The organism is Tardiphaga sp. (genome assembly GCF_028290785.1).
In the GTDB taxonomy this organism is placed as follows: Bacteria; Pseudomonadota; Alphaproteobacteria; order Rhizobiales; family Xanthobacteraceae; genus Tardiphaga.
On record NZ_JAQGJD010000344.1, the window covers coordinates 1 to 14,217 of the forward strand.

Annotated in this window: 12 protein-coding genes; 6 read left to right on the forward strand and 6 right to left on the reverse strand. The window is 65.5% G+C overall.

Annotation, left to right across the window (positions count from 1 at the left end):
* Positions 1 to 780, reverse strand: a 780-nt coding sequence (locus JWR89_RS22095; RefSeq protein ID WP_299720155.1) for a L,D-transpeptidase, incomplete at its 3' end; no start/stop codon positions are given.
* Between the two features lie 285 nt (positions 781 to 1,065).
* Here JWR89_RS22095 and JWR89_RS22100 point away from each other — a divergent pair.
* The gene (locus JWR89_RS22100) at positions 1,066 to 1,389 is read left to right on the forward strand and encodes a hypothetical protein (protein ID WP_299720156.1); all 324 of its coding nucleotides are present in this window, start codon (positions 1,066 to 1,068) and stop codon (positions 1,387 to 1,389) included.
* 70 nt (positions 1,390 to 1,459) lie between these two features.
* Here JWR89_RS22100 and JWR89_RS22105 read toward each other — a convergent pair whose 3' ends face one another.
* The 4 genes from JWR89_RS22105 to JWR89_RS22120 all read right to left on the reverse strand — a co-directional run bounded on the left by JWR89_RS22105 (position 1,460) and on the right by JWR89_RS22120 (position 6,061).
* Positions 1,460 to 2,221 (reverse strand): ABC transporter permease, encoded by a 762-nt coding sequence (locus JWR89_RS22105; protein ID WP_299720157.1) that lies wholly within the window; start codon positions 2,219 to 2,221, stop codon positions 1,460 to 1,462.
* Between the two features lie 2 nt (positions 2,222 to 2,223).
* A complete protein-coding gene (locus tag JWR89_RS22110; protein WP_299720158.1) occupies positions 2,224 to 3,144 on the reverse strand; it encodes an ABC transporter ATP-binding protein in 921 nt (306 codons plus the stop codon).
* A 119-nt stretch (positions 3,145 to 3,263) separates the two neighbouring features.
* The gene (locus JWR89_RS22115) at positions 3,264 to 3,545 is read right to left on the reverse strand and encodes a type II toxin-antitoxin system HicB family antitoxin (RefSeq protein WP_299720159.1); all 282 of its coding nucleotides are present in this window, start codon (positions 3,543 to 3,545) and stop codon (positions 3,264 to 3,266) included.
* Positions 3,546 to 3,547: 2 nt separating this feature from the next.
* Positions 3,548 to 6,061: a UvrD-helicase domain-containing protein gene (locus tag JWR89_RS22120; RefSeq protein ID WP_299720160.1), complete on the reverse strand. Its 2,514-nt coding sequence runs from the start codon at positions 6,059 to 6,061 to the stop codon at positions 3,548 to 3,550.
* A 269-nt stretch (positions 6,062 to 6,330) separates the two neighbouring features.
* On the opposite strand from JWR89_RS22120, the gene JWR89_RS22125 reads away from it, so the two are divergent.
* Positions 6,331 to 6,504 (forward strand): DUF1328 domain-containing protein, encoded by a 174-nt coding sequence (locus JWR89_RS22125; protein WP_299720161.1) that lies wholly within the window; start codon positions 6,331 to 6,333, stop codon positions 6,502 to 6,504.
* A gap of 6 nt (positions 6,505 to 6,510) precedes the next feature.
* Here JWR89_RS22125 and JWR89_RS22130 read toward each other — a convergent pair whose 3' ends face one another.
* Entirely contained in the window at positions 6,511 to 7,029 is a 519-nt protein-coding gene (locus tag JWR89_RS22130; protein WP_299720162.1) for a thioesterase family protein, read from the reverse strand.
* A gap of 84 nt (positions 7,030 to 7,113) precedes the next feature.
* Between JWR89_RS22130 and JWR89_RS22135 the strand changes: the two genes are divergently transcribed.
* From JWR89_RS22135 to JWR89_RS22150, 4 genes are all read left to right on the forward strand, one after another.
* A complete protein-coding gene (locus JWR89_RS22135; protein WP_299720163.1) occupies positions 7,114 to 8,526 on the forward strand; it encodes an FAD-linked oxidase C-terminal domain-containing protein in 1,413 nt (470 codons plus the stop codon).
* Between the two features lie 175 nt (positions 8,527 to 8,701).
* Positions 8,702 to 10,033 (forward strand): MFS transporter, encoded by a 1,332-nt coding sequence (locus tag JWR89_RS22140; RefSeq protein ID WP_299720164.1) that lies wholly within the window; start codon positions 8,702 to 8,704, stop codon positions 10,031 to 10,033.
* 120 nt (positions 10,034 to 10,153) lie between these two features.
* A complete protein-coding gene (locus tag JWR89_RS22145; protein WP_299720165.1) occupies positions 10,154 to 10,414 on the forward strand; it encodes a hypothetical protein in 261 nt (86 codons plus the stop codon).
* A 189-nt stretch (positions 10,415 to 10,603) separates the two neighbouring features.
* Positions 10,604 to 14,217 (forward strand): AsmA family protein (locus JWR89_RS22150; RefSeq protein ID WP_299720166.1); only part of this gene is annotated, 3,614 nt, incomplete at its 3' end.

Sequence of the window (14,217 nt, forward strand, 5' to 3'; positions counted from 1 at the left end):
GCTCTGATATCCGCCGAACAAGCCGCGCGGCTGATAGGGCCGAGGCGCGTAAACCTGCGGCTGGTACATCCGGCGGCTGGCGTAATATTGCTGCGTCTCGGCATCGGTCATGCGGCGATAGCCGGGAGGTGCCGGGTAGCGTTGGTCGTTCGAGCTGCCATCGGCCGGGTAGATGTAACCGTCATCCTGCTGCACGACCTGGCGCTGCACGCGGCGGCTCGGCACCATCGGCTGCGGCACAAGCTCGATCGGATTGCCGGCGGCGTCATAGGACGGCTCGGCGGGGGCGACCTGGCGTCGCGCGACGGCGGCGGGCCTGCTTGGACGCGGATTGCGCGCCACGGCTACCGAGGCCGAGCCGGTCAGGGTGACGGTGGTGGTCAGAAGGCCATCCTGCTTGACCAGGGCATACAGCGTGGCGGCATTGTCGCGCGACAGCCGCACGCAGCCATGCGACGCGGGTGTGCCGAGGCGATTGACGGAGTCGGTGCCGTGGATGGCGTGGCCCTTCCTGGTGAAGAAGATCGAGTTCGGCATCGGCGCGTCGTCGAACTCCTTGGAAAAATGATCTTCTTCCATGCGGAAGGTTTGGAAGCTGCCATTCGGCGTCTCATGCGCCGGATCGCCCGAGGACACCGGCCAGCGGTACTTCTCGACGCCATCGACGGCGACGGTCATTTCCTGATTGTCCTTGTCGATGGCAATGGCGATTTTGGCCTGCGCGGCAGTGCTGGCGGCGAAAAGGCTCAGACCGATCACGGTCATCATAAGCGAACGCATGTTAACTTTGGCCTCCGGGCCGCAACCTGTTGAACCGCCTGCCGTCCCCGCCCCCAATATGCATACGGGCCGGAATTTGTTCCAGTGACAGTTTCGTGCATCCTTAATAGGGGGCGGGGCGCGAGCAAGGCACGGAACGGGCCAAATCGGGTCCAAGGTAGCGATTTTCGTCCTCGCGCCCATCATTGATCGCTTCCAGATATCCAATGGAACCGGTCCCCCGATCGGACGTTGCCACCCACTAGATCATGTGGGCGGATCGCCGCCCTTCAAAGGAAGACCATCATGAAGACCAAAACCGTTGCTTTGCCGAGTCGCAGCTTCAAGACCGCTTTTGTGCTGGCCGCTGGTACGCTGGCGTTGATCGCCATGCCGCACTTCGCGCAGGCGCAGGGCGTGTTCCGCGGCGCCGAGCAGGGCGCGAACCAGGGTGCCCGCGACGGCAACCGTGCGGCGGGTCCGATCGGCGGTCTGGTGGGCGGTGCTGTCGGTCTGGGCGTCGGCGGCGCCGTGGGCGGCGTGAAGGGCGTGCTCGGCATTCCCGAGGGCCGTAGCCGCCAGTGTCGTGGTTATTATGACCGACGTCACCGCTTCCATTGCTATCGCTAAGCTGCGGTCCGCCTGAATAGAAAACGGCCCGGTTCAACACCGGGCCGTTTTGCTTTGCCGTGATGCGCGGTCAGTTCTTCAGCTTGTAGCCGGTCTTGAAGATCCACCATACGGCGACCATGCAGATCGCCAGGAACATCAGCGTGATCGTGACGCTCCAGACCACGCTGACGTCGGAGATTTCGTAGAAGCTCCAGCGGAAACCGCTGATCAGGTAAACCACCGGATTGAGCAGCGTGATGGTGCGCCAGCCCGACGGCAGCATGCTCACCGAATAGAAGCTGCCACCCAAGAATGTCAGCGGCGTCACCACCAGCAGCGGGATCGCCTGCAGCTTCTCGAAGCCATCGGCCCAGATGCCGATGATGAAGCCAAACAGGCTGAAGGTCACCGCGGTCAGCACCAGGAACGTGATCATCCACCACGGATGCAGGATGTGCAGCGGCACGAACAGACCGGCGGTAGCGAGAATGATCAGGCCGAGTAGGATCGACTTGGTGGCGGCGGCGCCGACATAGCCGAGCACGACCTCGACGTACGACACCGGCGCCGACAGCAGTTCGTAGATGGTGCCGGTGAACTTTGGAAAATAGATACCGAACGAGGCGTTGGAGATGCTCTGCGTCAGCACCGACAGCATCACTAGCCCGGGCACGATGAAGGTGCCGTAGCTGACGCCTTCCACCGACGTGATGCGCGAACCGATCGCGGCGCCGAACACCACGAAATACAGCGAGGTGGAGATGACAGGTGAGACGATGCTTTGCAGCACGGTGCGCCAGGTGCGTGCCATTTCGAACAGATAGATGGCTTTGACGGCCCGGAAATTCATGCTCATTTCCTCACCAGGCTGACGAAAATATCTTCCAGCGAGCTCTGCGTGGTGTCGAGATCGGAGAAACGGATGCCGGCTTCACGGAGATCGCCCAACAGGCTGGTGATTCCGGTGCGCTCGCTCTTGGTGTCGTAGGTGTAGATCAACTGGTTGCCATCGTCCGCGAGCTTGAGATTGTAGGCCGACAGGCCTGGTGGAATGGCTTCGACCTTGCTTTGCAGATGCAGTTTCAGCCGCTTCTTGCCGAGCTGCTGCATCAGCGCCGCCTTGTCCTCGACCAGGATGATCTCACCCTTGTTGATGACGCCGATGCGGTCGGCCATCTCCTCGGCTTCCTCGATGTAATGCGTGGTCAGGATCACCGTGACGCCGGCGGCGCGCAGCGTCCGCACCACCTCCCACATGCCCTTGCGCAATTCGACATCGACGCCGGCAGTGGGCTCGTCGAGAAACAGGATCTGCGGTTCGTGCGACAGCGCCTTGGCGATCATCACCCGGCGCTTCATGCCGCCGGACAATGTGACGATCTTGTTGTCCTTCTTGTCCCACAGCGACAGGTCCTTCAGCACCTTTTCGATGTGCGCCGGATTCTTCGGCTTGCCGAACAGCCCGCGGCTGAAGGAGACCGTCGCCCAGACCGTCTCGAATGCATCGGTGTGCAGCTCCTGCGGCACCAGCCCGATCATCTCGCGCGCGGCGCGGAACGAGGCAACATTGTCGTGGCCATCGACCACGACCTTGCCGGAGGTGGCATTGGCGATGCCGCAGATGATGCTGATCAGCGTCGTCTTGCCGGCGCCGTTCGGTCCCAGCAGCGCAAAGATCTCGCCGCGGTTGATCTCGAGGTCGATGCCCTTGAGCGCGGTGAAGCCGCCGGCATAGCTCTTGGTCAGGTTGGAAACGGTAATGATGGGGGACATGGGGGGACTTAATCTGAAAAAAGGGAGCCGAGGCTCAAACGGGAGGCCGCGTTAGACGCGGGGTCCGTACATAGGAACGAGGCTGCTGCAGCGCAATCGCAGGAAGGGCAATTTTATGGCTACTCGGCGGCTTCGTAATCGATCTCGACAATCGTCCCGCCATCGGCCGCGTCGGCGAAGTGCGGATCGTTCCGCAATTGATCGAGAGTGCGCGGCGATGGCAGGTCGCCCGAGCCGTCCGGATTGGTCCAGTCTCCGGCCGCGTATTCGAGAGTCTCCTCGGCTTCCTCGATAGCTTCATCGAGGCTGTCGCCGGCCGTTACAACGCCGGGAAGATCGGGAAATGACACGCGAAAAATGCCGCCGGCGTCTTTCTGAATCAGCGCGATATAGACCGGCATCCTCACACCCGCTCCACAAAACTATCGACCACCTTCTTCTCGCCGGCCTTCTCGAATGCGATGGTCAGCTTGTTGCCGTCGATCTTGATTACCGCGCCGTAGCCGAACTTCTGGTGAAACACCCGGTCCTGCAGCGTAAACGCCGACTCGGTGCCGGTGGATTTGGCAATCAGTTCGCCTTCGATCGTCATCGGCTTGGCGCGCGAGTAGCCGCCGGGTGATTCCTGGCGCATGGCGGAGAACGGCGACTGGCTTTCGTTGAAGCCGCCGCCGGCCTGTCCGCCGTTGTTGCCGCCGCCGCGGCGGTTGGCCTGGGCGCGTTGCCAGCCCGGCGTCGAATAGGTCGAGCCGAACGATTCCACATTGTCGAACCGCGACGGGCCGTAGCCTGACGCGCCGCCCCAGCCGGAGCCGCCCTTGGACTCGGTGATCTCCACATTGGCCGCCGGCAGCTCGTCGAGGAAGCGCGACGGCATCGTCGTATTCCAGGTGCCGTGAATTCGCCGGTTGGTGGCGAAGTACAATTTGGCGCGCTTGCGCGCCCGCGTAATGCCGACATGAGCGAGGCGGCGTTCTTCTTCCAGTCCGGCGCGGCCCTGGTCGTCGAGCGCGCGCTGGTGCGGAAACAGGCCTTCTTCCCAGCCGGGCAGGAACACGTTGTCGAATTCCAGCCCCTTGGCGGAGTGCAGCGTCATGATCGAGACCGCGTCCTCGTCGGCGCCGCCCTCGCGGTCCATCACCAGCGAGATGTGTTCGAGAAAGCCCTGCAGGTTCTCGAACTCTTCCATCGAGCGCACCAGTTCCTTGAGATTCTCCAGGCGGCCGGCGGCGTCGGCGGATTTGTCCTTCTGCCACATGTCGGTATAGCCGCTCTCGTCGAGCACCATCTCGGCGAGTTCGCCGTGCGGCATGGTCTCGCGCTGCTTGCGCCAGCGTTCGAAGTTGAGCATCAGCTCGCGCAGGCTGCCGCGCGCCTTCGGCTTCATCTCGTCGGTATCGACCACCGCGCGCGCCGCTTCCGACAGCGGGATTTTTCGCTTGCGGGCGACGTCGTGCAGCATCTGGACGGTGGCGTCGCCGAGGCCGCGCTTCGGCACGTTGACGATGCGTTCGAAAGCGAGGTCGTCGGCCGGCGAATTGATCACGCGCAGATACGCCAGCGCGTCGCGGATTTCGGCGCGCTCGTAGAAGCGCGGGCCGCCGATCACGCGGTAGGGCAGGCCGAGGGTGACGAAGCGGTCTTCGAACTCGCGCATCTGGAACGAGGCGCGCACCAGGATCGCGACGTCATTCAGCTTGTTGCCGTCGCGCTGCAACTGCTCGATCTCCTCGCCGATGGCGCGGGCTTCCTCTTCGGAATCCCACGAGCCGGTGACGGTGACCTTTTCGCCATCGACGTCCTCGGTGCGCAACGTTTTGCCGAGCCGGCCTTCGTTGTGCGCGATCAGGTGCGAGGCGGCGGCGAGAATATGGCCGGTGGAGCGGTAGTTGCGTTCGAGGCGAATGATCTTGGCGCCGGGGAAATCGTGGTCGAAGCGCAGGATGTTATCGACCTCCGCGCCGCGCCAGCCATAGATCGATTGATCGTCGTCGCCGACGCAGCAGATGTTGCGCGGGACCCGCGACGCCACTTCTGTTCCTTCGCTGGCGGAGCTCTCTATTGCCACGGCTTGAGAACCGATCGGTGCGCGCGGAGCCGTCCCCGTCTGCGAGAGCAGCCGCAGCCAAAGATACTGCGCGACGTTGGTGTCCTGATATTCGTCCACCAGAATGTACTTGAAACGTTGCTGGTAGCTGCGCAGCACGTCGGGGTGCTCGCGGAACAGCCGGATGCACTCCAGCAGCAGGTCGCCGAAGTCGGCGGCGTTGAGGGTCTTGAGCCGGTCCTGATAGGCGGCGTAGAGCTTGCCGCCCTTGCCGTTGCCGAACACCGCGGCTTCGCCGGACGGCACCTGCGACGGCGTCAGGCCGCGGTTCTTCCAGCCGTCGATCAGCCCGGCAAGCATCCGCGCCGGCCAGCGCTTGTCGTCGATGTTGTCGGCGGCCAACAACTGCTTCAGCAGCCGGATCTGGTCATCGACGTCGAGCACGGTGAAATTGGAAGTGAGCTGCACCAGTTCGGCATGGGTGCGCAGGATGCGGCCGCCGATCGAATGGAAGGTGCCGAGCCACGGCATGCCCTCGACCGCCTGGCCCAGCATGGCGCCGAGCCGGTGCTTCATCTCGCGCGCCGCCTTGTTGGTGAAGGTCACCGACAGGATCTCGTTGGGCCGGGCGCGGCCCATGCTGAGGATGTGGGCGATCCGTGAGGTCAGCACCTTGGTTTTGCCGGTGCCGGCGCCGGCCAGCACCAGAACGGGGCCTTCGAGAGTCTCGACGGCGTCGCGCTGCTCGGGGTTCAGGCCGGTCAGATATTGCGCGGGAGCCGCCTGAGCGCGCGCGCGCGCGCCGATGCCGCCCGCCGCCGGCTGGTAGGCGGGGAGATCGTTGCTCGGCACTTTGCGCGGTTCAGTCATGCGAATCGTCTTCCATCCACGGTGGCACCGTGGGGCCTCAAAGGGGAGCCTTCATAGCAGGATCAATCCGCATATAGGAGCCTGAGGGCTCTGGCGACAGAGTTATCCCCGCGCCCGACCCCAGAGGAGCCGAATCGCGGGCGGCAGGCTGCTCTCGTTTCGTTGATCCGGCCGGTACGTCGGTCCGGGAACTTTGGTTCCGAATCTCGCTTGTAACCGCATGAGGCGCGGCGATGACGCCGCGTCAAAACCAAACTGAGGTTGGCGCCATGTTCGGCTGGGTCGTTACGTTTCTCATCGTTGCCTTGATTGCCGGCGTGCTCGGTTTCGGCGGCATCGCCGGCGCATCGATCGAAATGGCCAAGATGATCTTCTTCGTAGCCATCATCCTGTTCCTGATCTCCGCCGTCGTCGGCCTGTTGCGCGGGCGTGGCCGAGCCTGACCGGAGCTATTTTCTCGAGGGCATCCCGATGCTTCGGCCGATGCCCTCGGGACGCGGAACGGGACGATGGGCGTCCGCCAAGGCCTGCACGCGCGCGCGGATGTCTGGCGGGAAGGGCGCCACCTTGCGGGCGGTCATGTCCATGTGAAGCGTCATGTTTTCCGAGGTCGCCGACAGCCAGCCTTCGGTGGCGTGGCGCAGTTCCTTGAAGGTGTGGATACGCTTGTCGTCCGCCGCCACCACCAGGACCGAGACCTGCGCGGGATCGTCGAGGTGAATTTCCCTGACATAGCGGACGTGGCATTCGGCGGTGAAGGTCGAGTGCTGCCGCGCCTTCATGTATCCCGGCCCGATTCCCAGCTTCAGCCAGAGTTCGTCGATCGCGCGGTCGAACAGCACGTTGTAATAGGCCATGTTGAGATGGCCGTTATAGTCGATCCACTGCGGCTCGATCGGCATCACCGACGACAGGAACGGCACTGGCTGTCGCAGCAGGTCATCGGTTGGCTCGGCCGTCATCGTCATGGTTGATTCCTGTCGCAAAAATCCAACATCCCTTGACCCGTTATACATCCTTTGCCACGGTCCCGCGCGCCGGAGGATTTTCACGTGGCTGCACTCATCGACCTGAAACGCCCAGAGCCCAACGCGCTGGCCTCTGCCCTGGAATCGCTGGCTGCCCGGTTCGGCAACCGGCTGATCACGTCGCAGGCGGTGCGCGATCAGCACGGCCACACCACCACGTGGATCGCCAACCAGCCGCCGGATGGCGTGGTGATGGCGCAGGAAACAGCCGACATTCAGGACGTGGTACGGATCTGCGCCGCGAACAAAGTGCCGGTGATCGCGTTCGGCACCGGCACTTCGCTGGAAGGCCAGGTCAACGCCCCCGCCGGCGGCATCTGCATCGATCTGCGCGATATGAATCAAATTCTCGAAGTCCACAGCGAGGACCTCGATTGCGTGATCCAGCCCGGCGTCACCCGCAAGGCGCTGAACGAAAACCTGCGCGACCAGGGCCTGTTCTTTCCGATCGATCCCGGCGCCGACGCCTCGCTCGGCGGCATGGCCTCGACCCGCGCTTCCGGCACCAACGCGGTGCGCTACGGCACCATGCGCGACAACGTGCTGGCGCTGAAAGTCGTGCGCGCCGACGGCGAGATCATCAAGACCGGCACGCGGGCGAAGAAATCATCCGCCGGCTACGACCTCACCCATCTGTTCGTCGGCGCCGAAGGCACGCTCGGGATCATCTCCGAACTGACGATCAAACTGCGCGGCATTCCCGAGACCATCGCCGCGGCGGCGTGTTCGTTCGCGACCGTGGCAGGCGCCTGCCAGGCCACGATCCTCGCGGTGCAGACTGGCATTCCCGTGGCGCGCATCGAGCTGCTCAATGAAGCGCAGGTTCGCTGCTGCAATGCCTATTCGAAACTGACGCTGCCGGAAACGCCGCTGCTGCTGCTGGAATTCCATGGCAGCGAGGCCGAAGTCGCCGAGCAGTCGAAGAATTTTCGCGAGATCGCCGAAGAGTGCGGCGGCGGCGCGTTTACGTGGACCACCAAGCCGGAAGACCGTACCAAACTCTGGCAGGCGCGCCACGATGCCTACTGGTCGGTGAAGAGTCTGCGGCCGGGCTCCGATGTCGCGGCCACCGATGTCTGCGTGCCGATCTCGAGGCTCGCCGAATGCGTCGCGGAGACCGAAGAAGATCTCGCGCGCATGAATCTGGTGGCGCCGATTGTCGGCCACGTCGGCGACGGCAATTTCCATTGTTCGATGCTGTGCGATCGCAACGATGCCGACGAAGTCGCGCGCGCCGAGGCCTTCATGCACCGGCTCGTCGAACGCGCGCAGGCGATGGGCGGCACCTGCACCGGCGAGCACGGCATCGGCCAGGGCAAGCAAAAGTATCTCAAGGCCGAATTGGGCATAGAGGCGCTGGAATCGATGCGCGCGATCAAGCAAGCGCTTGATCCGCATAACATTTTCAACCCCGGTAAGATCTTGCCACAGTTTTGACGCAAGACTCGAAAGCGGCGTGCGGGAAAATGCGCCCGGACGTTCAACAAACTCACCGTTTCTAAATAGTTGAAGGTTGCATAATACTGTAGCACCTCTAAATGAGTGTGTGACCGATCCCGCGCTAAATTTCGGCATATCCGGCGCAAGCGCGTCCAAGAAAAAGGCTCGCCCGATGCGGCTTCCGTTCTTCTACGGCTGGATCATCGTCGCCGTGACGTTCGTCACCATGGCCATCGGGGTCAATGCCCGCACCTCGTTCTCGCTGTTTTTCCCGCCGATCCTGAACGAGTTCGGCTGGGATCGCGGTGTCACTGCCGGCGCGTTCTCGTTCGGCTTTCTGGTATCCGCCATCATGAGCCCGCTGATGGGCCGCTTGATGGACCGGGCCGGGCCGCGCGCGGTGATGGAGTTGGGCACCGGGCTGATGGCGGCCGGTCTGCTGCTGGCGCCGCTGACCACGCAGCCGTGGCATCTCTATCTCACGATCGGCGTGCTGGTCGGCGCCGGCAGCATCTGCCTCGGCTATTCCGGACAATCGCTGTACCTGCCGAACTGGTTCAGCCGCAAGCGCGGCCTGGCCATCGGCATTGCCTTTGCCGGCGTCGGCATCGGCTCGGTGACGGTGCTGCCGTGGGTGCAGTCGATGATCGAACAGACCGGCTGGCGCACCGCCTGCACGGCGTTGGGCATCATGGTTCTCGTGGTGCTCGTTCCGATCAACCTGCTGCTGCGCAAGCGACCGCAGGACATCGGCCTGCTGCCGGATGGCGATGCGGCGCCGACCGCGTCCTCGGCGAAGCCGCTGTCGAATGTTGCCGATCCCGCCTGGGTCGGCATCGACTGGACGCTGGCTCGCGCGCTGCGCACCGCGCGGTTCTGGTGGCTGGCGCTGGGCTTCTTCGGCGGACTGTATTCCTGGTACGCGGTGCAGGTGCACCAGACCAAGTATCTGCTCGATATCGGCTTCACGCCCGGCGTCGCCGCTTGGGCGCTCGGCATGGTCAGCCTGTTCGGCGTGCCCGGCCAGATCTTCCTCGGCCACCTCTCGGACCGGATCGGCCGCGAATGGATCTGGACCGTCAGCGGCGTCGGCTTTGCGATCTGCTTCGCGGCGCTGATTGCGCTGCAATACGAGCCCAGCCTGCTGCTGGTCTATGTGATGGTGATCTCGCAGGGCCTGCTCGGTTACGGCGTCACCTCGATCATGGGCGCGGTGGTCGCGGAGATCTTTCAGGGCGAGCATTTCGGCAGCATTTTTGGCACGCTGATGCTCGCCGCGCTGGCCGGCGGCGCCGCGGGTCCGTTCGTCACCGGCGCGCTGCACGACGCCACCGGCACCTACACGCTGGCGTTTGCGATCGGCGCCTTCATCAGCCTCGCCGCCGCCGCGGCGATCTGGATGGCCGCGCCGGGCAAGGTCCGCGTCGTCGCCGGACGACTGCATCTGGCCCATGGCGCGCAGTCGGGTAACGGCGGAATCAGGCCGCTGGCGGATTCGAACTAGGGTCTGGTGGCCTCGGCGCTGAACCTTTGCCCTCCCGCTACGGACAAAGAGGGCAGCAACTAACCCCAAATATTCCGTGTTCAAATGTTGTGGATCCCGCCGCCGTCATGGTGTGTCGCCATGTTCGTGGCGCTGCTGGCGCATATCGTTGCCATCGGCACGATCTTCTGTCTTCGCGGCTGGAGGCGCGGGCTGATCGCCATTGCGGTCAGCACCGTCGCCTTTCTCATCAGCATCGTTGCCGGCTTCGCAGCCAGCGTCACAATCTGGGAGCTGGCCCCGTTACCGCTTCTCGCCATGTTGGCGGCGGGTGTTTATGTCGTGATCGTCATCGGGTGGATGCGATGGCCCGTTGATAAGCGGACCGCGAGCCCGCGATAGCGGGGCCATTTGCCGCGACTGGGCCGCGAATGCGCAAGCCGGGATCGCACGGCGCTGTGACTTCGCCACAGTTACCCGTATAGTTGACCGACCTCCGGCGTTTTCAGGGCGGCATCGCGGTTTGCGGCGCAACCGCCGTAGGCGATCTGGAATGGCCTCGCTCGGCAAGCGAGGCGGCGTCACGCCGACATGCTCAAGGGAGATCCGGTGCAGACCACGCTGCTCGGCCTGGCGATTGCCGTGATCATGGCGCTGGTTGCGGCATTGATCGGGCCATATTTCATCGACTGGAACCAGTTTCGCCCGCAGTTCGAGGCGGAAGCCTCGCGCGTGGTCGGGATGCGGGTCTGGGTCGATGGCGCGCTGGACGCGCGGCTGCTGCCGGCGCCGTCGCTGCGGCTGCGCTCCGTGGCCATCGGCGGTCCCAACGACCCCGGCAAGATCCGCGCCGAGCGGCTCGACGTGGAATTCAACCTGAGTTCGCTGATGCGCGGCGAGTGGCGTGCCACCGAACTCACCATCAATGGCGCGGCCATCGATCTCGGCCTCGATGCGCAAGGCCGCGTCGAACTGCCGGCCTCGACCGGGCCGTTCAATCTCGGCGGGCTGGCGATCGACCGGCTGAACCTCACCGGCCGCGTCGCGCTGCGCGATGCGGCCAGCCGCGGCACGCTCGAGCTCAACGACATCGCATTCAGCGGCGATGTGCGTTCACTGGCCGCGGGCGCCATGCGCGGCGACGGCAATTTCACGCTGTCGGGCGAGCGCTATCCGTTTCGGATGTCATCGGGCCAGACCGTTGACGGCAACGGCACCCGCGTTCACCTGAACCTCGACGCGGGAACGCGACCGCTCGTCGTCGATCTCGACGGCGTGCTGCATTTCGATGCCCGGATGCCGCGCTTCGATGGTGCGCTCGTGCTGACCAGCCCGCTCGGGCTCAAGATCAAGAGCGCCGGCGACAAGTTGCCGACGCCGTGGCGGATCTCGGCCAAGGTAAAAGCCGATCCCGCCGCCGCGCAGCTCGAAGCGCTGGAGGCCAGCTACGGCACCGAAGACGCCGCGTTGAAACTGGCCGGTCTCGCCGACCTTCGTTTCGGCACGTCGCCGCTGCTTCACGCGGTGCTGTCGGCAAAGCAGTTCGACGCCGATCGGTTCTTCGCCAAGGAGAGCGGCAGCGACGAGAAGACGAAACTGCTGCCCGCGCTGCGCAAGCTGATCGCGTCGATACCGCCGGCTCCGGTGCCGGCGCAGATCGAGATCGGCGCCGAACAGATCATGCTGGGCGGGCGTCCGGTGCAGAATTTTGGCGCGGATCTGCATGGCGACAAGACAGCATGGACCATCGACCGTCTTGAACTTCGCGCGCCGGGCACTACCCGCGTGGCGCTGTCCGGCGCCGTCGCCCCGTCCGGACCATCCGGTGGCTTCAAGGGCGCGGTCAGCATCGACTCCAGCGATCCCGACACGCTGGCCGCGTGGCTGCAGGGGCGCAGCGACATCACCTACCGCAACCAGAAGCCGCTGCGCGTGCGCGGCAACCTCGATGCCTCCGCGGACCGCGTTGCGGTAGAGGCGCTGAAGGCGGAGATCGACGGCGGCACCGTGGAAGGCCGCGTGGCTTTTGCGAATGCGAACGCGGCCGGTGGCTCGCGCTTCGATGCGGAGCTGAAAGCCGACCGTCTCGATCTCGATGCGGCCACCGCGCTGATCCGCTCACTCGCCGGGCCGCAGGCGGAATGGCCAGACGCCGGCCAACTGTCGCTGGATATCGGACGCGCGGTGTCGGCGGGGCAGGAGATGCGGCCCTTCGTGGCGCAGCTTGGCTACAGCGCGAAAACGATTTCGCTGGGTCGCTTCAGGGTCGGCGAGGCCAGCGGCCTGATGCTGGACGGCAGCGGGTCGTTCGACCGGATCGATGCCACCGGCCGGCTGGCCGTGAATGCCAGGTCTGCTTCAATGGGGCAGGTCACTGCGCTGCTCGCGCCGCTGGCGCCGGCGGTGGCCGTGCGGCTCAACGCGATGACGCCGGCCAAGGGTGCCGTCAGCGTCAAGCTGGCGCTCGACCTCACCAAGGATGCGCAGCGCGCCGACCGCGCCGTCGCGCGCGCCGTCGTCGAACTCGACGCGCCGCAGCTCAAGGGAGCCACCACGATCACGGCGACGCCGGCCGTCGCGGCGATGCGCGGCATCGATCTGGACGCGCTGTCCCGCAGCGAGGTCGCCATCGAGTCGCAACTGGCGGGGCAGGGCAAGCCGCTGCTCGCGCTGCTCGGACTGGATGGCGCGATTGCGGCCAGCGATGCGCCGCTCCGTCTCGATGCTTCCGCAGCGGGGGTCTGGCGCGCGCCGTTGCGCGTCAAGGTCACGTTCGCCGGCGTCGAACTCGATGCCGATGCGCAAGGAACGGCGGAGCCGTGGGGCGAGCAGCCGAGCGGCGCCGTCGCGCTTAGCGTGCGGCGCGCCAACCTAGCGCCGCTGTTCGATCTCAAGCCGACCGATCCGCTGGCGCAGAATGTCAGCCTGTCCGCGCGCGTGACGCTGGCCGGCAACCGCCTGAGCTTCGAGGACATCGACAGCGCCGTGGCCGGCGCGCGGCTGCGCGGAAAAGTGGCGCTGACGCTGGGCGCGGAGAAGGCGATCGACGGCCAGGTCGGCATGGACACCATCGAGCTGGCACCGGCGTTCGCGCTGGCGATCGGCACGCGCGGCCACGACGTCACCGAGCCGCTCGGCCGCGGCCTGCTGCAGGGCTGGCGCGGCCAACTGGCGTTCCAGGCCTTGCGCGGCACGCTGCCGGGCGGCGTTGAGGTGCGGCCGGTCAGCGGCGTCGTCAAGAGCGACGGACAGTCGCTCAGCATCGACGCCATCAAGGGCGGCCTCGGCGGCGGCGAGTTCACCGCGGACATCGATGCGAAGCCGGTTCTGGCCGGCGTCGCGATGAACGCGCATGTGGAGTTTTCCGGCGTCGATGGCACGGCGTTGCGCTATCGATCGCTGGCGATGCCTGCGGGGCGGACGTCGCTGCGCCTAACGCTGGCGAGCCAGGGCCGCAGCGCGTCGGCGCTGGCAGGCGCGCTGGCCGGCAATGGTGTGGTGACCCTCGAAGCCGCGCGCATCAGTGGCCTCGATCCCGCGGCGTTCGAGGCGGCGATCCGCGCCAGCGATACGGGCGTCGCCACCGACGACGCGCGGTTGCGCCAGGTCGTCGAGCCCGCGCTGGCCGCAGGCGCGCTGCTGGTGGCGTCAGCGCAGATTCCGTTTCTGATCAAGGATGGCCGGCTGCGCGTCGGCGCCACGCCACTCGACGCCGATGGCGCGCGCGCCATGGTGTCGGGCGGCTACGATATCGCGGCGGACCAGGCCGATATTCGCGCCAGCCTGACGATGCCGGCGATGGGCTCGTCCAGCGTGCGTCCGGAGATTCAGGTGTTCGCGGCGGGATCGCCGGACCGGCTCGACCGCAGCGTCGATGTCGCCGCGTTGTCGTCGTGGCTTGCGGTGCGCGCGATCGATCGCGAGACCAAGCGGCTCGATCTGCTGGAGCGCGGCGAGGCGCCGGCGGGCACGCTGCCGATCGCGATTTCGCCACCGGCTGCGCCCGAGACGCCGCAGGCGTTGCCGCCATCGGCCACGTCATCGCCATCGGACGTGCCGGGCCGCGATACGCGCCGGACCGCGCCACGGATGGTCGCGCCGCGTCCCGCCATCGTGCCGCCGATTGCCCCGCCGGTGATCAGCCAACACCTGGCGCCGCTGCCGGCGCCGATCGAGATCAAGCCCGCGCCGGGCGCCGCACGCGC

Excerpts from the sequence above, each read along its gene's own strand:
- JWR89_RS22140 (WP_299720164.1), top strand. The coding sequence starts at position 8,702 with ATGCGGCTTCCGTTCTTCTACGGCTGGATCATCGTCGCCGTGACGTTC.
- JWR89_RS22115 (WP_299720159.1), bottom strand. The coding sequence starts at position 3,545 with ATGCCGGTCTATATCGCGCTGATTCAGAAAGACGCCGGCGGCATTTTT.
- JWR89_RS22145 (WP_299720165.1), top strand. The coding sequence starts at position 10,154 with ATGTTCGTGGCGCTGCTGGCGCATATCGTTGCCATCGGCACGATCTTC.
- JWR89_RS22100 (WP_299720156.1), top strand. The coding sequence starts at position 1,066 with ATGAAGACCAAAACCGTTGCTTTGCCGAGTCGCAGCTTCAAGACCGCT.
- JWR89_RS22105 (WP_299720157.1), bottom strand. The coding sequence starts at position 2,221 with ATGAATTTCCGGGCCGTCAAAGCCATCTATCTGTTCGAAATGGCACGC.
- JWR89_RS22125 (WP_299720161.1), top strand. The coding sequence starts at position 6,331 with ATGTTCGGCTGGGTCGTTACGTTTCTCATCGTTGCCTTGATTGCCGGC.
- JWR89_RS22110 (WP_299720158.1), bottom strand. The coding sequence starts at position 3,144 with ATGTCCCCCATCATTACCGTTTCCAACCTGACCAAGAGCTATGCCGGC.
- JWR89_RS22120 (WP_299720160.1), bottom strand. The coding sequence starts at position 6,061 with ATGACTGAACCGCGCAAAGTGCCGAGCAACGATCTCCCCGCCTACCAG.
- JWR89_RS22130 (WP_299720162.1), bottom strand. The coding sequence starts at position 7,029 with ATGACGATGACGGCCGAGCCAACCGATGACCTGCTGCGACAGCCAGTG.